Source organism: Paenibacillus sp. SAFN-054, from assembly GCF_051966755.1.
Lineage (GTDB): Bacteria > Bacillota > Bacilli > Paenibacillales > Paenibacillaceae > Paenibacillus_AQ.
The window spans coordinates 194,369-213,862 of the sequence record NZ_JBQCKS010000002.1 but is presented as its reverse complement, the minus strand read 5'-3'; the positions used below and the strand labels follow the sequence as shown (position 1 = coordinate 213,862).

Annotated in this window: 19 protein-coding genes; 10 read left to right on the top strand and 9 right to left on the bottom strand. The window is 54.0% G+C overall.

What is annotated here, in order from left to right:
• Positions 1 to 108: 108 nt before the first annotated feature.
• Entirely contained in the window at positions 109 to 804 is a 696-nt protein-coding gene (locus tag ACTHPM_RS12430; RefSeq protein ID WP_440396259.1) for an HAD family hydrolase, read from the top strand.
• A 36-nt stretch (positions 805 to 840) separates the two neighbouring features.
• Here the strand turns inward: ACTHPM_RS12430 and ACTHPM_RS12425 are convergent, their stop codons facing one another.
• The 6 genes from ACTHPM_RS12425 to ACTHPM_RS12400 are packed head-to-tail and all read right to left on the bottom strand — an operon-like array spanning position 841 to position 7,475.
• Positions 841 to 1,968, bottom strand: coding sequence for a YheC/YheD family endospore coat-associated protein (locus tag ACTHPM_RS12425; RefSeq protein ID WP_440396052.1), 1,128 nt, complete (start codon positions 1,966 to 1,968; stop codon positions 841 to 843).
• Entirely contained in the window at positions 1,950 to 2,474 is a 525-nt protein-coding gene (locus ACTHPM_RS12420; RefSeq protein ID WP_440396053.1) for a GNAT family N-acetyltransferase, read from the bottom strand. The genes ACTHPM_RS12425 and ACTHPM_RS12420 overlap by 19 nt, the downstream gene beginning before the upstream one ends.
• Before the next feature lie 32 nt (positions 2,475 to 2,506).
• Positions 2,507 to 3,610: a YheC/YheD family endospore coat-associated protein gene (locus ACTHPM_RS12415; RefSeq protein ID WP_440396054.1), complete on the bottom strand. Its 1,104-nt coding sequence runs from the start codon at positions 3,608 to 3,610 to the stop codon at positions 2,507 to 2,509.
• The gene (locus ACTHPM_RS12410; protein WP_440396055.1) at positions 3,607 to 4,977 is read right to left on the bottom strand and encodes a YheC/YheD family endospore coat-associated protein; all 1,371 of its coding nucleotides are present in this window, start codon (positions 4,975 to 4,977) and stop codon (positions 3,607 to 3,609) included. Before ACTHPM_RS12410 ends, ACTHPM_RS12415 begins: the two co-directional genes overlap by 4 nt.
• Complete coding sequence (locus tag ACTHPM_RS12405) at positions 4,977 to 6,095, bottom strand: YheC/YheD family endospore coat-associated protein (protein WP_440396056.1); 1,119 nt, start codon at positions 6,093 to 6,095, stop codon at positions 4,977 to 4,979. Before ACTHPM_RS12405 ends, ACTHPM_RS12410 begins: the two co-directional genes overlap by 1 nt.
• A gap of 12 nt (positions 6,096 to 6,107) precedes the next feature.
• Positions 6,108 to 7,475, bottom strand: coding sequence for a YheC/YheD family endospore coat-associated protein (locus tag ACTHPM_RS12400; RefSeq protein ID WP_440396057.1), 1,368 nt, complete (start codon positions 7,473 to 7,475; stop codon positions 6,108 to 6,110).
• Positions 7,476 to 7,636: 161 nt separating this feature from the next.
• Here ACTHPM_RS12400 and ACTHPM_RS12395 point away from each other — a divergent pair, with 161 nt between their 5' ends.
• From ACTHPM_RS12395 to ACTHPM_RS12385, 3 genes are all read left to right on the top strand, one after another.
• Entirely contained in the window at positions 7,637 to 7,984 is a 348-nt protein-coding gene (locus ACTHPM_RS12395) for a YlbF family regulator (protein ID WP_440396058.1), read from the top strand.
• A 143-nt stretch (positions 7,985 to 8,127) separates the two neighbouring features.
• On the top strand, positions 8,128 to 8,415 hold the full coding sequence (locus ACTHPM_RS12390; protein WP_440396059.1) for a hypothetical protein: 288 nt from the start codon (positions 8,128 to 8,130) through the stop codon (positions 8,413 to 8,415).
• Positions 8,416 to 8,529: 114 nt separating this feature from the next.
• A complete protein-coding gene (locus tag ACTHPM_RS12385) occupies positions 8,530 to 9,864 on the top strand; it encodes a DRTGG domain-containing protein (protein ID WP_440396060.1) in 1,335 nt (444 codons plus the stop codon).
• 89 nt (positions 9,865 to 9,953) lie between these two features.
• On the opposite strand, the gene ACTHPM_RS12380 is transcribed toward ACTHPM_RS12385, so the two are convergent.
• The 3 genes from ACTHPM_RS12380 to ACTHPM_RS12370 form a co-directional block, all read right to left on the bottom strand.
• Positions 9,954 to 10,259: a YtpI family protein gene (locus ACTHPM_RS12380; RefSeq protein WP_440396061.1), complete on the bottom strand. Its 306-nt coding sequence runs from the start codon at positions 10,257 to 10,259 to the stop codon at positions 9,954 to 9,956.
• Positions 10,260 to 10,340: 81 nt separating this feature from the next.
• Positions 10,341 to 10,835, bottom strand: coding sequence for a hypothetical protein (locus ACTHPM_RS12375; protein ID WP_440396062.1), 495 nt, complete (start codon positions 10,833 to 10,835; stop codon positions 10,341 to 10,343).
• Between the two features lie 2 nt (positions 10,836 to 10,837).
• Positions 10,838 to 11,164 carry a YtrH family sporulation protein gene (locus ACTHPM_RS12370; RefSeq protein ID WP_136604165.1) on the bottom strand — a complete coding sequence of 109 codons (327 nt, stop codon included), beginning with the start codon at positions 11,162 to 11,164 and terminating at the stop codon, positions 10,838 to 10,840.
• A 160-nt stretch (positions 11,165 to 11,324) separates the two neighbouring features.
• Between ACTHPM_RS12370 and ACTHPM_RS12365 the strand changes: the two genes are divergently transcribed.
• The 6 genes from ACTHPM_RS12365 to pyk all read left to right on the top strand — a co-directional run bounded on the left by ACTHPM_RS12365 (position 11,325) and on the right by pyk (position 19,478).
• A complete protein-coding gene (locus ACTHPM_RS12365; RefSeq protein WP_440396063.1) occupies positions 11,325 to 14,978 on the top strand; it encodes a DNA polymerase III subunit alpha in 3,654 nt (1,217 codons plus the stop codon).
• A gap of 166 nt (positions 14,979 to 15,144) precedes the next feature.
• Positions 15,145 to 15,636: a phosphatidylglycerophosphatase A family protein gene (locus ACTHPM_RS12360; RefSeq protein ID WP_440396064.1), complete on the top strand. Its 492-nt coding sequence runs from the start codon at positions 15,145 to 15,147 to the stop codon at positions 15,634 to 15,636.
• A gap of 154 nt (positions 15,637 to 15,790) precedes the next feature.
• Positions 15,791 to 15,979, top strand: coding sequence for a glutamate decarboxylase (locus ACTHPM_RS12355; protein ID WP_127600270.1), 189 nt, complete (start codon positions 15,791 to 15,793; stop codon positions 15,977 to 15,979).
• Between the two features lie 82 nt (positions 15,980 to 16,061).
• Entirely contained in the window at positions 16,062 to 16,955 is an 894-nt protein-coding gene (gene accD / locus ACTHPM_RS12350) for an acetyl-CoA carboxylase, carboxyltransferase subunit beta (protein ID WP_440396065.1), read from the top strand.
• Positions 16,956 to 17,939, top strand: coding sequence for an acetyl-CoA carboxylase carboxyltransferase subunit alpha (locus ACTHPM_RS12345; RefSeq protein ID WP_440396066.1), 984 nt, complete (start codon positions 16,956 to 16,958; stop codon positions 17,937 to 17,939).
• 114 nt (positions 17,940 to 18,053) lie between these two features.
• Positions 18,054 to 19,478: a pyruvate kinase gene (gene pyk / locus ACTHPM_RS12340; RefSeq protein WP_440396067.1), complete on the top strand. Its 1,425-nt coding sequence runs from the start codon at positions 18,054 to 18,056 to the stop codon at positions 19,476 to 19,478.
• Positions 19,479 to 19,494 lie beyond the last annotated feature (16 nt).

Below are 19,494 nucleotides of genomic sequence, written 5' to 3'. Positions count from 1 at the left end.
GGCGCCTGTTTTATTCGGTTTACATCCTTTGGAGCTTCCCTTATGATAGCTATAAGAAGGCGCCGGAGCGGCGCACACACCGAAGACACAGAAGGGACGAAGCTAACGATGAATTCGCAAAGCAAGTTGACAAGGCCCGAAGCCATGATTTTCGATATGGATGGAACGCTGTTCCAAACCGAATCCGTACTGCTGCCTGCTTATCATAAACTGTTCGATACGCTGCGCAGCGAAGGGCTGTACACCTCGCCCACGCCTCCGGAAGAACGGATGCTGGGCAGCCTGGGCATGCTGCTGGAGGATATCTGGAAGGTCGTTATGCCCGATGGAAGTCCGGAAGCCCATAACCGCGCCAACGAGCTGCTGCTGCAGCTGGAGCTGGAAGGATTGGCCGGCGGCGAGACGCTGCTGTATCCCGAAGTGAAGGAAACGCTGGTGGAGCTTCATCGGCAGGGCGTGAAGCTGTACGTTGCCAGCAACGGACTGGAGCATTACATCAGCGGGATCGTCGATACGTTTGAGCTGGCCGAGCTGTTCGACGGCTTGTATAGCGCGGGCAAGCACGGTACGTTAACGAAAGTAGATCTGGTGAAGCTGCTGCTGGAACAGGAACAGGTTCATTCGGCCTGGATGGTGGGAGACCGTTCGTCCGATGTCGAAGCAGGGAAGAAGAACGATCTGGCGGTCATCGGCTGCGCGTATGCCGGGTTTGGCAATCACGACGAGCTCAAGGGCTCCGATATGCTGATTACGTCTTTTTCAGAGCTGCTTAAGCTGTATAAGGAAGCAATTCCCGCTACATAATGATTTTTAATTCACGCCCAAAACAAACAAACCGCATTAATTCTGCGGTTTGTCTGTATTGGGCGTTTCTTTTTTACGACTGTATAACCACACGGCATATTCCAGAGGTCTGACGATGGCATCGTGGTACGCATCGACATCGCCGATTTGCGAGAATACCTCCCTCGCCGGTTTGGGATTCACCTCGAGCAGATAAATACGGCCTCTGCGATCGATTGCGAGGTCCAGCGCCAGCTCGCACAAGGCGCCGTACTGCTGTTCAAGAAAAGCCGCGACGCCGATTCCGAGCTCCTCAGCCCTTCTGTTTACGGTCGAACGACTCTCCTCGTCGTCAATCCACTTTTCGAGCATGGCATTCATCGACACGGCCCGACCGCCGCCATGCAGATTGGAAGTGACGCTCCTTGGAGCACCAACTCTGCCTGCTATGCCGGTAAGCTTCCATTTGCCCTCCTCGTTCTTCTGCACAAGCATCCGGTAATCGTGAACGCGTCCGTCAGGCAGACTGATCTGGATGCCTTCCTGCACCAAATAGCGTTCTTTCATATCCCAGCTCTGCAGAATAGATCCCAGCCGGGAGGCATGGATTTTTTGGGGCGTAATAATTTTGCGCTGCTGATTCCGCCCCTGGATGTAGTAATGATGCCTGTCATTCAGCCGTTCAATCCGAAGTATGCCTCTGCCGCCGGTTCCGTTGATGGGCTTGAGGTAAACGACAGGCCGTTTCTTCAGCAGGTGGTGCACATCGATCAGTCCGTGATACAGATGCGTCTCAGGGAGGTATCTCTTGAATTCCTCCCTTCGCGACAGCACCTGATAAATCGTCCATTTATTTCGCAGCGGTCTGTTCAGGAACAGCATATGGCTGTGACGACGGCGAAATTCAACGAGCTGTGTGAACCGTGGGCCTTTCTGGATACGGCAGCGGTCATAGATCATATCCGGGAAAGGTCGCCAGCTGCGGAACCAGCTCCCCTTTTTCTGGTCATATTCCAGAGCGAAAATTTTGCGCTTGCTCTCATGGACGTCCATCGGCGTGAACACGAAAACATCGAGTCCGATTTTACGGCCTTCGATAATCATTTTTTGGTAAACATGCTTTTCTTCAAGATGCTTTCGATCATTCAGGTATAACGTCAAAATTCCTAAGACGGGAAGCGGCACAACGTATCACCTTCTTTAACCGGGGCTGCCTGAAGGCGAGCCGTATTGTTCGTATCGCCTTCAAGGCTCAGGATGTATCTTCCCGAAGGTTTCTGAACCAGAGAGGAGGCGATAAGTCCTGCACGGAAGCACATTCTCAGAAAAGGGATCTGGTTCAGACCGGCGCTGCAGTGAAGATGTCCAAGACGGGAAAGCTGTTCCGCCAAAAGAGAGGAACCGATTCCTTTCCGCCGATAGAGCGGATGAACGGCGATCAGGAAAGCCTCCTTTCCATAATCCTCGATATAGCTGGCTCCGACCAAAACGGGGCCGGCTTCCCCGCGCACGCTTGCGGTAAGCAGGGAGGTGCCGGGCTTTTGCAATGCAGATCCGGCTGCGCCCGCCAGCCTGATGTAATTTTCGTGCAAAGTCTGCCTTCCGCCATGCTCGAACATAAACCGCATGATGCGGCTGTGCTGGCGGCTCCGTTCTTCGGGAGGGAAGGAGAGCAGGGATGTAACTTGCATGCGTAGACTCACTTCCTTTTACATGACGGCTTCTAATGGGTGGCGAGGTATTTGCAGTAGTGGAATATCCGTTCAAGCGATTTTTGGCGGATATGGGGCTCGTCGAATTTCATCGGTTTGGCGTTGGCTTCGAAAAACCAGAGGCTGCCTGCGGCATCCATGCCAAGGTCCATGGACATTTCGCCATGAGCGTAACCCGAGGCTTTCTCAATTTGTCTGGCGATAATGATGGCGGACGTTTTTACACGATTCATAATCCCGGACGCGGAGTCCGCACCGAAAACAATGGACAGCATTCTCATCGGATCCTCGATGCTGCCTCCCCTGGGAACATGGGTCGTGATGCTTTTGGAGCCGGCCATGCGTGCTCCGACGCCGGTGACGCCCCATTGGCCCTTTTCCGTTTTTTGCAGCAGCACCCGCAAATCGAACGGTCGGTTGTCAACGGAGGCGAGCTCAATGCCCTGCTGGATAATGTAGGGGCTGATTCCGGTCTCGTTTCTGATGCGCGCCCATAGGCGCTGAATATTGGCGCCCTTGTAGGTGGTGCTATTTCTGTGGTTCTGGACTTTCAAACGGTAGGGAAGCAGTCTGTCCCTCTGGTATTTCAGCATCATGATGCCTTTGCCGGCTTTTCCGCTTTCGGGCTTCAAATAGAGGCAGGGAAAACGGTCGAGCATTTGCTGCAGTCCGATTTCTCCGCGCAGCCTCCTCGTTCTGGGGACGAAATGTTCGGTTGCTTTGGACTTCTTAAGCCATTCAAACAAATGCCATTTGTTGAAGAAGTACGGATTGTAAAACTTGATGTCCGGATGAGCCAGGCATTCCATGATTTTACGGCGTACGGCCGGCTTCCGTTCGTCCTCGCGCTGGGGAATGCGGTTATAGATGACATGGGGGAGGGGAAAGCGCTGCTGTTCCCACTCCATGTCTGCGTTCAGCGTGTACCCCTTAATGCTCTCCCCGCTCAGTTTAAGGTCTCTGATCGTCACGACATAGACAGGAAATCCCATTTCCTGTCCTGTCCTGACGATATCCTGGAAGTTGGCCTGGTTTCCCCGGAAATGATGAGGGCCTCCAGGCATGGTCAGGATGGCGACGACGGGCTTGCTGTCTTCCTCATTTACATTCGTCACTCGTCATCCCTCCTGCGGAATTTACTCAGGTAAAGGCAGTGTTCAAGGATGTGCTCCACAGAAGCTTTCCCTTCCGACCGCAAAGAGGGATGGCTGAATATTGACCGGCCAGGCTTGGCATTGGCTTCGAACATCCATACCTTTTCGTCCTGGTCGATTCCGAGATCGAATCCGATTTCTCCGAGCAGATGCTGGTGATGGAATTCGATCGCCTCCGCGAGCGTAATGGCTATCTTTTTGGCATTTTGCAGCACCTCATCCGACCTGGACCCGAAAGTACGGCTGAGCGCCTGCTCCGGCGTCAGAAGAGATCCCCCGTTCTTCAGGTGCGTCGTGACGCTGCCGCGGCCTGCCTTCTTGGCGCCAATGCCGACAACAACCCATTTGTTGTTGCCGTTCTTATGCATATGAAACCGGAAATCAATCGGGCAATTATCAATTTCGACAAGGCGGATGCCCTGCTGGATAACGTAAGAATCGAGCGTGCGCCCGTGTCTGGACTCAAGCATCCGCATCATGCTGTTAAAGGTGCTGAAGCGCAGCAGTACGTTGCCGCTTCCCTTGCGGTAGCGGGCAAAGTATCCTTTTTTGGGAAGATAGGTCAGACGATAGATGCCTTTCCCGAGGCTGCCGGCCGAAGGCTTGTAGTAGAGGAACTGGTGTCTTTCGAGCATATCCTTGATCCGTTCCGGCGTCGGGTTCATATGGGATTCCGGTACGTACAGGTTTACAGAGTTGTCATGTTCAAGGAGGCGGTAAATGTCGGATTTGTTGAAGAAGCTCCAGTTGAAATACGGGATCTTGCGGCGTCCAAACCGATCCCTCAGCTGGTTGATGGAACTCGAATGCTCAGCCTTGCGGCTCGGCAGACGATTATAGACGACGTCGGGGAGCGGGACGGTTTTCCGGTAAAAGGAGCCGTTGTCATTCAGAAAATAGCCGTTGACCGTCTCCTGCTGCCAGTTGATGTCGCGCGGCGTGAAAGCGAAAATGTAGCATTTCCGTTTTCCTTCCCGCAGCAGCTGTTTGATGAACCCCGTACGGGATGAAAAGGGTTGTGAAGTGTTAGTCGGTCCATCCGAAAGCACGCCGATCAGCGGCCCCAGATGAAACTCATTATCCTGGTTCCGTATATAAATGCCGCCCGCCGCAGGAACGTGGATGCCGCTGCGGACGGCCGAGCCGAGGATCAGATGCTTCCCAGGCTTCTTGATCGCTTTGACGGCCGCATGAATCGTATCCTTGCCGAGACGGAGCTGGATGTTCTTTTTGCCAGAGAGGTTCAAACTTTTCATGAGCGTATTGGATACATAGACGACTTTCTCGGGCTGCTGCGAAAAAGAAACATTACAAAAAGTCAAACTCATCAATTTACCCTCCTAAGTTGTCGAAGCAATAGATAGCGGGCATAACGGAGCGGATTTTCCGATGCGAGATCTGAGCTGCCCGGATCCACAGCTTGCCGGATGGAGGTACGTCCCGGCTTGGAGTTGACTTCCAGCAGCCATAGTTCTCCCTTCGTGTCGATCCCGTAATCGATGCCCAGTTCTCCGAGCCTGCCATAATGGCTTTCCAGAATCGGTGGAATGGTATCCGACAGCTGCCCAACAACTTCCGTCATATGCTCTGCCTGCTTAGCTCCGAATTGATCGCTTAGATACGGCAGAGCGGGAAGGGCTTTTCCGCCGCCGTGAAGGTTTGCGGTCGTGCTCCCTGCGGCCCCCTCCCGGACGGCCATGCCGGTTCGCATCCACAACCCTTTTTCATTCTTCTGCATTAACACCCTGACATCGAAAGGCCGCTGATTCCTGCCATATAAATGCAGAAAAGGCTGGATAATAAAATCGCGGCTCCCGGTAAACTGCCTGATCCATTGGAGAGCGGCGCTGGGTTCCGCAAATTCCCTTTCCACATGCCCGTTCCGGGCATCCCTGCCTTTGATCGCCAGGGATCCTCCCGGATGCTCCCGGACGTATAGCGTGTTTTTGCCTTGGGAACCGCCTTTAGGCTTCAGAAACACCTCTCCGCCGTAAGCGCTCAACGCTCCGAGAAGGCTCTTATCCCCGCGGAAAAGCGCAGTGGGAGGAAGATAGGGGAGAAGACTGCACTCCCTTTTCAGCATCCGGTATACCTGCCATTTGCCTGGGAGGCCCCGGGACCAGAGGACCCAGTCCTTTGCGGATCCGGCTTCCGACAGCAGGCTCGATGCCGCGGCGAATTCCGCCCCTTTATGGAACAGGCAGCGATCGTAGACGATATCGGGAAAAGGAAACCGGTCCTCGCGCCACCGGCCATGTTCAAAGATAAAGCCGTTCACGAAGCTGCGGTCCTTTGCTGCATCGCCCGGGCGGAAGACGAGTACCCGGATGCCATACTTGTGTCCGAGCAGGGACAGCCGCCGGCAGTAGCTTTCACCCGCGAACGGCGGCTCGTTCTGGCTGGCGCAGCACATGATGCCGAGTGTCCCAACCGTGAAGCGTTTCATGGCGATCCCTCCTTAAAAGCCGGACAAATAGCAGGAGTATTCGAGCAGCCTTTTGACGGAAGGCCTGATTTTCTGCTCATTAAGCGGCGTATTATCATTTTTGGATGGCTTGGAGTTAACCTCAAGCATCCATATTTTCCCGCTCGCATCCATCGCAAGGTCAACGCCGAGCTCTCCGAAATGGGCGGGAATATATTTGTCGATTCCCCGGGCGATGTCGAGCGAAGCCCGGTTCAGCTTGACAAGGGCCGAATTTTTGACCTCAGCGGGAAGCATGCATTTGCTGACCGCATCTTTGACGGAACTGAGCGTCCCGCCGCGGGCCAGGTTGGATACAAAATGGTTGCCTCCGGCAATTCTTGCTACGATGGAGGTGACGTGCCAGCTGCCCTGGCCGTTCTTCTGTACCAGCGCCCGGAAATCAATCGGCCTCTTGCCGTGATCGATCAGCGTGAGTCCCTGCTGGATCTGATAGCGCGTCGTTTTCATCTTGCCGGATATGCCCGCAAACAGTTTGGTTAGGCCCGGGTAGTTCTGCTTGCGGGGGCCACCAGCGGATGTTGCCAGCGTCTGGTAGGTTCCGTCAGGCTGTCTCGCGATCCGGATGATTCCTTTGCCCAGACTGCCGCGAACCGGCTTGAGGAAGACGACGGGATACTGCTGGCACATTTTCTTGAACACGGCAAACCCGCTTAACAGATGGGATTCGGGCATCAATTTCGCAAGGGAAGAGTCGGTCTTGAGCATATCGAAGACCTCGTTTTTGTCCAGAAACCTTTCGTTGAACACATGTGTGCCATACCGGGATTTTACTTCTTTCATAAAATGCTGTACGCTAGGTTTATTCTCCATTTTGCGGGTAGTGAGCCGGTTGTTGACGACATCTGCGATAGGCATTTCCGTTTGCCGCCATCCGCTATCATATACCCAGCCCTGTATACTATTTGATCCTTCCTGGATGTGATCCGGCGTGAAAAAGTATACATATGCTCCCTGCTTCCGGCAGGCGTTGACGAGCTCCCGGCAAAACATGGATATGGAGCCGAACGGTTTATCCGGCTGATCTGGATGATCCCGGCTGATGAGCACACTGATCAGGGGTCCGAGCCTGAGCGTACGGCTTGCGGAGTTGTAGGTCGCCCTCAGCACCGGACGAGAAAAAAGCCCCATTCGGTGGGCCAGAGGCTCACTGATTCGCAGTCCGCTGGTTTTGGGTGCGGCCACTACGGTGATCTCTTGTCTGAAGGAACCAAATGCCAACTGCAGCGGACGGTCGGTAGGAATTTTCCACTGTTTGACCAGCCTCTCTCCGAGAATAATGGCGTTTTCCCTAAAAGCGCCCGGAGTGAACATTTGGACCGGTAGCATTTTTTTGGACATCGTGGATCTCCTTCCAACAGCAACTTGATGTCACAGGGCAGATAAGGAGCATCTGCGTTTTGCATGTAATGCATCATATGAGGACATATATCCCTTGGTGATTGACCCATTTTTTAAAATAAAGGGATTTGCAGCTTTCATTTTCAAAGGAGGAAGGACACATGAATATTTACGACAAAGCGAATGAATTGGCGAAAGCCCTTAAGGAGAGCCCGGAGGTTCATGATATTACATCAGCGATGAGCCTGATCGAGAAGGATCAGGAGAGCAAACAGATGCTCGACGATTTCAGAAATCGCCAAATGGAAATTCAGCAGCGCATGATGTCCGGCGACATGCCTTCCCAGGAAGAGATGGAAAAAATGGAAAAGCTCTTCGACGTGCTCAGCCTGAATTTAAACATTCGCCGCCTGTTTGATGCGGAACGCCGCCTCAGCACGATTATCGAGGATATCAATAAAATGATTTCGGACAGCCTCCAGGGCCTGTACGGGGGACAAAGCCTGTAAAGGCATGCTTTAAGCGAAGACCGAACGAAGGATGAGCGTAGCCGCTTGTCCTTCGTTTATTTTTTCTCGCAGCTTGTCTCATATTTTCGGTTACACCTTCATAGAGTAGAAATATAGATTCACTTTGTGAAGGAGCTGTCGTAATGAAGAAAAGAAAGAAATTCAAACATTTCCTGTATCTGATCGTGGCGCTTGCGATGCTGGTGTATGCCTTGCCCATGATTTCATTCAGCGGAGGCTGGTCATGGACATCGGCGTTCGGCGGTGCCTGGGCCTTGTTCGCTTTTCTCGTCATTGGAGCGCATCTTCACTATTTATTGGGCGTGGACGAAGAGAAGCAGAAGTCGCTGGACCGCATTAAAGCCGCCAAGCTGCGCCAGCTGCAGATGAAATGGCCTGAGGAACCGCAGCGCAGCCAAGAGAATATGTGACATGCGAGAGAACAAAAAAAGCTGGGCAGCCGCTGCTTCAGCTTTTTTTGTATGAGCTTGAGTGCTATGATATAGATACAGAATGGTACAGTTAGATGTATGGGGGTGTAACAGTTGGAAGGCCGCGATGATGCGATTACAAAACATGAACAGCTTTTGCTGCATATTGAAGGATTGAAGGTCGGAAGCAAAATCTCCGTCCGCAAGCTGGCGAAGGAGATGTCGGTCAGTGAAGGCACGGCCTACCGGGCCCTCAAAGATGCGGAGAATTTGGGTATCGTCATTACGAAGGAACGGATCGGAACCGTTCGGGTCGAGAAGAAGCCGCGCAACATTTCCGAGCAGCTTACTTTTGCGGACGTGGTCGATATCGTGGAAGGGCATGTGCTCGGCGGAGCGGATGGACTTCATAAAAACTTGCATAAATACGTGATTGGCGCCATGAAGGTGGATGCGATGGTCAGGTACATCGATGCAGGGAGCCTGCTGATCGTCGGCAACCGGGACAACGCGCATACGCTCGCTTTGGAGCAGGGGGCGGGGGTGCTCATCACCGGGGGCTTCGGGACCAGCAAGGAGGTCAAGGCGCTGGCGGATGAGCTGAACCTGCCGATTTTTTCTTCGCGCCATGATACGTTTACGGTTGCGTCCCTGATTAACCGGGCGATTTTCGACAGACTGATCAAGAAGAAGATCATGATCGTGGAGGACATCGTAGGAAACAAGCCGAAGATCCATGCCCTCAAGCTGTCCAGCACCGTGGGCGAAAGCATGGCCCTGTCTGAACAGAAAGGGGATCCTCGTCTGCCGGTGGTGGATGAATGGAACCGGGTGCTTGGCATCGTCAACCGGAGCGATATGAGAAGCCTGCCTCCGGAGCAGAGCATCGAGAAGGTGCTGATCCGCAATCCGGTCACGGCCACGCTGCAGACGTCCCTGGCTTCCGCCGCGCAGCTCATGATGTGGGAGGGCATCGATTTCCTGCCGATCGTGGACCGCAACCGCAAGCTGGTGGCCACCGTATCCCGGAAGGAAGTGCTGCAGGCCATGCGGGATGCCAGGAAGCAGCCGCAGCTCGGGGAAACGTTCGATCATCTGATCTGGAACGGCTTTGCCGATGAGCGGGACGAGGAAGGAAGGCTCTTCTTCCATGGGTTCATCACGCCTCAGATGGCGACGGATCTCGGAACCATCTCCGAGGGGATCCTGACCACCGTGATGACGCAGGCTGCGCTGCGGGCGGCCAAGGATATGACCGGCAGTGACTTCGTCCTCGACAACATGTCGACCTATTTCGTGCGGCCGGTCCAGATCGAGGACCCGGTTGCCGTCATGCCAAGGCTGCTGGAGGCCAGCCGACGTACCTGCAAGCTGGAGATCGAAATGACGCACATGGATACGCTCGTCGCCAAGGCCGTGCTGACGCTGCAGTCGATCGAGCACGGGTAACAGCAGAGGCGCGGGGCAAAATATATAAATATTCCATAGCAAATGACAACAGCCGGACTCCCCTAATCGGGATGTCCGGCTGTTCGTGCTTACATGTCGTTTGACTTCATGCGGCTGAAATAGCCGCGGTTGCGGATGCCGGCGAAAATATTGAAAGCGCCCAGCACCAGGAAGACCGCTTCAATGACGACAGCGACCGTCGAGCCGCTGAAGATAAACATGAAAATCAGGGCCAGCATGACAAGCATGATCCCCATAAAAATATTCGTGATTGCTCCGTACAGGCCTCTTTCGCGGGCATCCTTCGAACGCCGGGAACGGCTGCTGTACAGGGCGGCGCAGATGCAGGCGATGACCAGCAGCGCGAATAGCAAATAACGGATGACAGAAACCATCGGGTGCTGCAGCTCCTTTTTTACGTATCCATAGTCGAGGCATTGGAAAGCCCTCTTAAACAGCAATATTGTACCATGAATCTACGGATTTCGCACCGGAACGGGATGAATGTCCACCCAGATTTGCAGCATGCCCTCGATCAGCAGCATCGTCTTGACTTCGACCGAGTACTCCTTCTCCCTTACTTTGTAGATTTTCTTGTCCAAGAGCGCCCGCACGAATTTGCTGTACGTATCGATTTCGAATATGTTCCTTCCGCGCAGCACGTCCAAATCATCTCCAAGCTGAACAATGAGGGCCTTGACGACGACCGGATCGATCGGGGGATCCTGCTGCTCGCTTCTGATTTTGATTTCCTGGATCACGGTTTGCTGATTTCTGTATTTTTTTAGCGTCTTGATATCGTCTTCATATTGTTTGATCTGGCTTTCGAGGTCCTGATTGGATAACCACAGCAGGTTATAAGCTGTATGGAATATGGCGTTGTAAACAACGCTTCCGATGACGGCACCCAGCACGAATACAGCGATAATCTGCGAGAGGTGGCGGTAGCGTTTAAAAGGGGGGACTCTCATGGCTACTCCTTACCGCCGCATACCCACTTCACCAGCTCGCTGCCCATATGGGCTCCGAGAAAAGCCGATACGAGGAACAGAATCTGCTTGATCGCAGGGGACATGTTCCCTCCCAGAAAATTGCTTTCGATGACCCGCATCGGGTCTATGGTTCCGCCGACCGCTGCCGCCAGAGCCCAAATCTTTATCCGGTCCGCCACGTCGAGCATGGTCTGGGTTGGAGGCTGCAGAGAAATAACGGCACCCACGCCGCCCACCATGGCTCCGCCGATGACAATGCCGAAAGCGATGAAGAAGTCGAGAATTGCTTTGGATAAAAAAGCGCTCATCATATCCTGTCCTTTCGTAAGAGGCACGATTTGCCCGTACCGCCTGTCCGATGGTCTCTTAATCCATTCTATGGGCGGTGCCTTGCGTAATATGATAAAATAATATAAAGGGATCAAGACTTTATTTCCGCTCTTCAGGCGGACAAAAAGGAGAAGAGATATGAGTTCATTTGTGCATCTTCATGTGCATAGCGAATACAGCCTCCTGGATGGAGCGGCACGGATCTCGGACCTTGTCCGCGGAGCCGCCGAATACGGGATGAAGGCGCTGGCGCTTACGGACCATGGGGTCATGTACGGTGCCGTGCCTTTTTATAAAGCATGCAAATCAGCCGGCATCAAACCGATCATCGGCTGCGAGGCCTATCTGACGGCCGGTTCGCGCAAGGAGCGCGGAAGCCGCAAGGATCAGCCTATATACCATTTGATTCTCCTTGCCAAGGACGAGACCGGCTACCGGAATTTGATGAAGCTGTGCTCCATCGGTCATTTGGAGGGTTACCATTATAAACCGCGGATCGACATGGATGCGCTCAGAGCCCACCATGAAGGGATTGTCTGCCTCAGCGCCTGCCTGGGCGGCGAGGTGCCGCAGCATCTTTTGCACGGACGAACCGAGGAGGCGCGCAGGGCCGCAATCCGTTATCGCGATATTTTCGGAGAAGACTTCTATCTTGAGCTGCAGGATCATGGCCTGCCTGAACAAAAACGCGTCAATCCTCAGCTGATCGAGCTCGCAGGCGAGCTTGGCGTACAGCTGGTTGCGACGAATGACGTCCATTACCTTAAGCGCGAGGATGCCGCCATGCAGGACGTGCTCATCTGCATCGGGACGGGCAAGACGGTCGAAGATGAGGGAAGGCTGCAGATTCCGACCGATCAGCTGTATTTCAAAAGCGGGGAGGAGATGGCCCGCTTATTCCCGCACGTGAAGCAGGCGCTGGAGAATACTTCCGCCATCGCGGACAAATGCAACCTGGAGCTGGAATTCGGAAGATCGATTCTTCCGGAGTATCGCCCGCTGCCCGAAGGCATGGATTCCTCCCAGTATTTGCGCTCGCTCTGTCGCGAGGGGCTGGCAAAGCGTTACGAGAAGACGGAGCTGTGGACAGCCAGCAGCGGCCGGGAAGAATTGGACAAGCGCCTTGATTACGAGCTTGGCGTCATCGGCAGTATGGGCTTCAGCGACTACTTCCTGATCGTATGGGATTTCATCGCCTATGCGCACAGCCAAGGCATCACCACGGGGCCCGGACGGGGGTCCTCGGCCGGCAGCCTGGTGGCATACGTGCTGGAGATTACCGACGTCGATCCGATCAAATACCATCTGCTGTTCGAGCGGTTTCTGAATCCGGAACGCGTGACGATGCCGGATATCGATATCGACTTCAACGATGAGCGGCGGGATGAGGTGATCCGCTATGTCGTTGATAAATACGGCAAGGAACACGTGGCCCAGATCATTACATTCGGTACGATGGCGGCGAGAGCAGCGGTACGCGATGTGGGCCGGGCGCTCAACGTGCCTTACGGCGACGTCGACAAGGCCGCCAAGCTGATTCCTGGCGCGCATGGAATCAATATCAAGCGGGCGATGGAGCTCAGCGAGGAGCTTGACAAAATATATAAACAAAACGCGAAAATACGCGAGCTGCTGGACATGGCGATGAAGGTGGAGGGAATGCCCCGCCATGCTTCGACCCATGCCGCGGGCGTTGTCATTTCGCGCGATCCGCTGACCGATGCGGTGCCGCTGCAGGAAGGCGGGGAGGAGACCGCCCTCACCCAGTATTCTATGGAGAATCTGGAAAGCATCGGCCTGCTTAAGATGGACTTTCTTGGTCTCCGCACGTTGTCCATCATCGAACGGTGTATGAAATGGATTGGAGAAATGACCGGAAGCACCCCGGATTTCCGAAGCATTCCGGATGATGACAAGCAGACCTACGACATGCTGGGAAGCGGCGATACCACCGGCGTTTTCCAGCTGGAGTCCGCGGGCATGCGCAGGGTGTTGAAGGACTTGAAGCCGTCGGTATTCGAAGACGTCATTTCCGTACTTGCACTTTACCGCCCGGGTCCGATGGAATTCATACCGAAGTTCATCCAGGCCAAGCACGGCCAGGTGGAGGCTGACTATCCGCATGAGGATCTCAAGCCGATCCTGCAGGATACGTACGGCATCATCGTGTACCAGGAGCAGATTATGAAGATTGCCTCCCTGATGGCAGGCTTCTCGCTCGGGGAAGCGGACCTGCTCCGGCGTGCTGTCTCCAAGAAGAAGCGCGAGGTGCTGGATCAGGAACGCAGCCACTTTGTGGCGGGCAGTTTAACGCAGGGGTACGGCGAAGAAGACGCGAACCGGGTCTACGACATGATTGTGCGCTTCGCCGACTATGGCTTTCCAAGGGCGCATGCCGCGGCTTACGGCGTATTGGCGTTCCAGACGGCATATCTCAAAGCCCATTATCCGGTGCAGTTCATGGCTTCCATGCTGACGGCTGTGATGGGTAGCCACCGCAAGGTTGCGGAGTACGTGCTGGAATGCCGGCGGATGGATATTCACGTGCTGCCTCCGGATGTCAATGAGAGCGGGGTACTCTTTACGCCCGTGGCTGCAGGGAATGCGGATGCAGCGGACCAAAGCGGTCCCGGACATATCCGTTTCGGGCTTGGCGCCATCAAGAACGTCGGCACACAGGCCGTCGAGAATATGATGCTGGTGAGGGAAGACAAGCCCTTCGAAAGCCTGCTTGATTTCTGCCGGCGGATCGACCTGAGAGTCTGCAACAAGCGAGTGATCGAGTCGCTCATTCAAGCGGGAGCTTTCGATTCGCTGCCTGGACACCGCGCCCAGCTGCTGGCGATGCTCGACGAAACCGTCGAAGCTGCCGTGAAGTGGCGCAAGGAACGCGAAGATTTGCAGATTCAGCTGTTTGATTTTGTCGAGACGCCGAACTGGGACATCGAGTACCCGGAGATACCGGCGTTCTCCGCAGGGCAGCAGCTGGAGCTGGAACGGGAGCTGCTTGGACTGTACCTGTCGGGCCATCCGCTCGATGATTACGACGCGGCGCTGAACGCCCCTGGCATCGACCATCTGATGGACCTTGAGGAAGCGGCAGACGAATCCTATACGGTCGTCGCTGCCATGGTTATCTCTGTCAAGACGATTACGACCAAGCAGGGGAAAGCCATGGCCTTTATGGAAGTGGAGGACCAGATCGAACGCTGTGAGGTCGTGCTTTTCCCCGAGGTATGGAAACGAAGCTCGCAGCATGTGGGCAAAGGGGCGCTGCTGGCGCTCCGTGCCAAGGTACAGCAGCAGGACGAGGGCTTCAAGCTGCTGGTGGAGGACGTGCTGCCGCTGGACGAGGCGGCGCTTGGGCAGCTGGTCAAGCGCTCCAAGGCGAAGTCTGCGCCGGGCCGAAGCTATGCGGCCTCTGCCCGACAAGCCCAAGGAAAGCCGGCGCCGGTGGCGGCCGGCACCAGCCCGCAGCCGTCCGCAGCGGAGGAACCTTCTCCGGCTCCGGCTGCCGGGCCGGGAGCTTCTGCACCCGGTGCGAAGCGAAGCAAGGGAGCCGAGCAGCGCGTGTTCGTCAAGATCACGCCGCAGGCCGAACGCAGTCCGGACCTGCTCACCCGCTTGAAGGTACTGCTGCAGGAGCATCCGGGCCCCGTTCAAACCGTGCTGTTCTATGAGGAAAGCCAGAAGCTGCTTGCCTTGAGCGACGCCTACCGCATCAAGCCGTCGCCGCAGCTGTTTGAACGGATGGAGGATATTCTCGGTAGAGAGACCGTCCGAATCAAATGATTTTTGTTTCGGGGGATTCCGCCGCGTGTCAGGTTTTACCCAATATTTACGAACGTTTCCGCATTCACCCGCATACACTTAGGAACACCTATCAAGGACAACATTTTACGCGCCTCAAGGCTTTGATTACCGGAGCTTCCTGAGCGCGTATGCGGGGGGATTGCTTATGTCATACGAAGCAGCGGTGGCCATGCTCAAGGGCCGGGGAGTCGGGGTAGAGGATATTGCCGATATCGTGTACCGGCTGCAGCTGGTGTACCACCCGCTTTTGACCATGCAGGATTGCATCGACAGCGTCAAAGCGGTTCTTGGCAAGCGCGAGGTTCAATATACCCTGTTTACGGGAATAGCCCTCGACGAGCTGGCGGAGCGCAGGCTTTTGCCTCAGCCTCTGCAGGCAATCATGGAAGCGGACGAACCTTTGTACGGGGTCGACGAAACGCTTGCGCTTGGCATTACGAACGTTTATGGTATGATCGGATTGACCAGTTTTGGATATCTTGATAAAGAGAAGACCGGCATTATCGCGAAGCTTAACGATAAGAAAAGTGAAATCCATGTTTTCCTGGATGATCTGGTGGCAGGCTTGGCTGCGGCGGCTTCCGCCCGCATTGCGCACCGCTATAAGGGAGCTAAAACGTACCCGCACGGCAGCTGATTTTTCCGGTATGCCAAGCCGATTTAACCCCCTTTTGACGCCCCTTGATCTCACGAGCCGTTTCAAAGCCCTTTGTTGCGGGAAAAAACAGAGTTATGTTATCATTGGTTCATTATACGGGCTCAGAACATGAGATTAGGGGGTTCTGAAAGGAATGTGGACGGTCATTTATATCGCGCCAACCGCGAAAGTAGCGGACATGATCCAGGCCAAGCTAACGGAAGAAGGATTTTTGGTGAAAAGCCGTCCGGTCAACTTATCCAAGCAGCAATTCGAAATTCTGGTGCCCTCCGGAGAGCTGGAGGAAGTCCAGGAAGTGTTGAATTCCATCCTGCATCCTTGATCTCTGGATAACGAGAGAGCGCGTTTGAAAGTGGTAGAGTGGAAGATGCGGCTGAGCAAATAACGGCTGGAGAGGTGTAGTTGTGTTTAAAGACTTATTTCAGAAAAAAAGAAAGTACGCGACCATTCCTTCAGATCGTGTAGGAAGAGGCAGCGAGCCTGGCGAAAGCGAGAGACCCAAACGGGAAGTTCCCGAAGGGCTCATGAATAAATGCGGCAAATGCGGCACGATTCAATACAGCAAAGAGCTGGAGAAAAATCTGAAAGTCTGCCCGAACTGCGGCTATCATATGCGTCTGAACGCGGTGGAACGGATTCACATGGTTCTGGACGAAGAAGGCTTCGAGGAATTTGACAGCGGCATGGTGTCGGTGGATCCGCTGCAGTTTCCGGGATACGGAACGAAGCTGGAACAGCAGAAGATGAAATCGGGACTCCGCGAGGCTGTCATTACAGGACAGGGAACCATCGAAGGACTGCCCGTCGTCGTGGCCGTGATGAGCTTTGATTTCTTCACGGGCAGCATGGGGTCGGTCGTAGGCGAAAAGATTACGCGCGCGATTGAAGTCGCGACTGAGAAGGATCTTCCTCTGATCATCTTCTCCACATCCGGCGGAGCCCGCATGCAGGAGAGCATTCTCAGCCTGATGCAGATGGCGAAAACAAGCGCTTCCCTCGCTCGTTTGAACGAAAAGGGCGGACTATACATCTCCGTAATTACGGATCCTACGACTGGCGGTGTTTCTGCCAGTTTTGCCACGCTTGGTGACATTAACATTGCCGAGCCGGGTGCCGTATTCGGATTTGCCGGAAGAATCGTAATCGAGCAAACGATCCGCCAGAAGCTGCCTGATGATTTTCAGACGGCTGAATTCAATCTGGCCCATGGCCAGCTGGACCTGGTGGTCCATCGCAAAGAACTGCGCGGAATGTTGTACAAGCTCCTTGAGCTGCACAGCGTGAAAGGGGGATATTAAGTGGCGGGAGAATTGCCTTTTGAAAAGCCCCTTGTTGAAATGCGGCAGAAAATCAATGAGCTGAAGCAGTTCGGACAGGACAAGGGTATTGATTTTACTGATGAAATATCCAGGCTGGAAGAGCGCTACGAGGAGATGGAGAACGAGATTTACTCCAATATTTCTCCGCATCAGAAGATGCATGTCGCAAGGCATCAGCAGCGTCCGACCTCGCTTGACCTGATTCAGCTGATTTTCAGCGACTTTATCGAGCTGCACGGCGACCGTCTGTTTGGCGATGATCTTGCCGTGATCGGCGGACTTGCGAAGCTGGACGGAAGACCCGTAACCGTCATCGGCCAGCAGCGCGGCAAAGATACGAAGGATAATATCGCCCGTTTCTTCGGCAGCGCGCATCCGGAAGGCTTCCGAAAAGCGCTGCGTTTGATGCAGCAGGCGGATAAATTTAAACGCCCGATTATTACTTTTGTCGATACAAAAGGCGCATATCCGGGTAATACAGCAGAAGAGAGGGGACAGTCCGAAGCCATTGCCCGGAATTTGCGGGAAATGTCAGCGCTCGGCGTTCCTGTTATTTGTGTCATCATCGGCGAAGGTGGAAGCGGCGGTGCTCTTGCGATGGCCGTAGGCAACCGTGTGCTGATGCTGGAGCATGCTATTTACTCTGCCATCTCGCCGAACGGGGCGGCATCGATCCTGTGGAAGGACGCGTCCAAGGCGGACCAGGCGGCCGAGGCGATGAAAATCACGGCCAAGGATCTGCTTGGATTCGAGGTGATCGAAGAGATCATTCCGGAGCCGGTTGGAGGCGCGCACAGAGACTACGAATGGACAGCATCGGCCATCAAAGAGGTGCTGATTCGCCATCTGGAAGAGCTCTCCGTTATGGACAGTGCCGCTCTAAAAGAAGACAGATATCAGAAATTCCGCAAAATCGGAAAGTTCGCATTTGAGCAATCTTCTTCGGCCGGAGTGATAGAATAGGCACTTCTTGTCAAGAATGGATATGACAAAGTTCCTATACAAAATCTTTAATTTGTAGTAAATTTAATTGTTGGATGGATAGAGAGATTTTAAGAAAAACGGAGGAAACCCAAAATGCGTAAAACAAAAATCGTATGTACAATCGGACCTTCCAGTGAATCGTTGGAAAACACCAAAAAATTGATTCTCGCTGGCATGAACGTAGCCCGTCTGAACTTTTCTCACGGCGACTTCGAAGAGCATGGAAACCGGATCAAGAACATTCGCCAGGCTGCTAAGGAGCTGAACAAAACCGTAGCGATCCTGCTGGATACGAAAGGACCGGAAATCCGTACTGGCAAGCTGTCCGTAGAGCCGATTGAGCTGGTTCAAGACGAATATATCACCCTGACTACCGAAGAAATTTTGGGAGACAAAGACCGCATCTCCATCACATATCAGGATCTTCCTAGTGATGTGGAAGTGGGCTCCACCATTCTGATCGACGACGGTCTGATCGGTCTGACGGTTGTAGGCGTGGAAGGCACCGAGATCAAATGCCGCATTGTTAACGGTGGTACGATCAAGAGCAAGAAAGGCGTGAACGTACCGGGTGTTGCGATTTCTCTGCCGGGCATTACAGAGAAAGACGCGAACGATATCGTGTTTGGTATCGAGCAGGACATCGATTTTATCGCAGCTTCCTTCGTACGCAAAGCAAGCGATGTGCAAGAAATCCGTGAACTGCTGGAGAAGCATAACGCTGGACACATTCAAATCATTTCCAAAATTGAAAACCAGCAAGGTGTAGACAACCTGGATGAAATCCTGGAAGCTTCCGACGGCCTGATGGTTGCCCGCGGCGACCTTGGCGTTGAAATCCCTGCTGAAGAAGTACCGTTGGTACAAAAACGCATGATCGAAAAATGTAACGTTGCCGGCAAGCCGGTTATCACGGCTACTCAAATGCTGGATTCCATGCAGCGCAACCCGCGTCCGACACGTGCGGAAGCAAGTGACGTGGCTAACGCCATTTTTGACGGCACCGATGCCATCATGCTTTCGGGCGAAACGGCTGCCGGTAAATATCCTGTGGAATCCGTGCTCACGATGTCCCGCATCGCCGAAAAAGCGGAATCCGCGCTGAACTACCGTGAGATTTTCCTGAAGCAAAGAATCGCGCAGGAAACGACTGTAACGGAAGCGATCAGCCAATCCGTAGCGATCTCTGCGCTGGACCTGAACGCGAAAGCGATCATTTCTTCCACGGAATCCGGACATACGGCGCGCATGGTATCCAAATACCGTCCGCAAGCTCCGATCATTGCTGTTACGACGCAAGAGCGCACGCTGCGCCGCCTTGCATTGACTTGGGGCGTAACACCGGTCCAAGGCAAGACAGCAAGCTCCACGGATGAAATGTTCGAGAACTCCCTGAAGGGCGGTCTGGAATCCGGACTTGTGAAGCAAGGAGATTTGGTCGTAATTACAGCAGGTGTTCCGCTTGGACAATCCGGTTCGACGAACCTTGTGAAAGTCAGCCAGATTCCGAACGCGTAATTGCGATTCGGCGGTT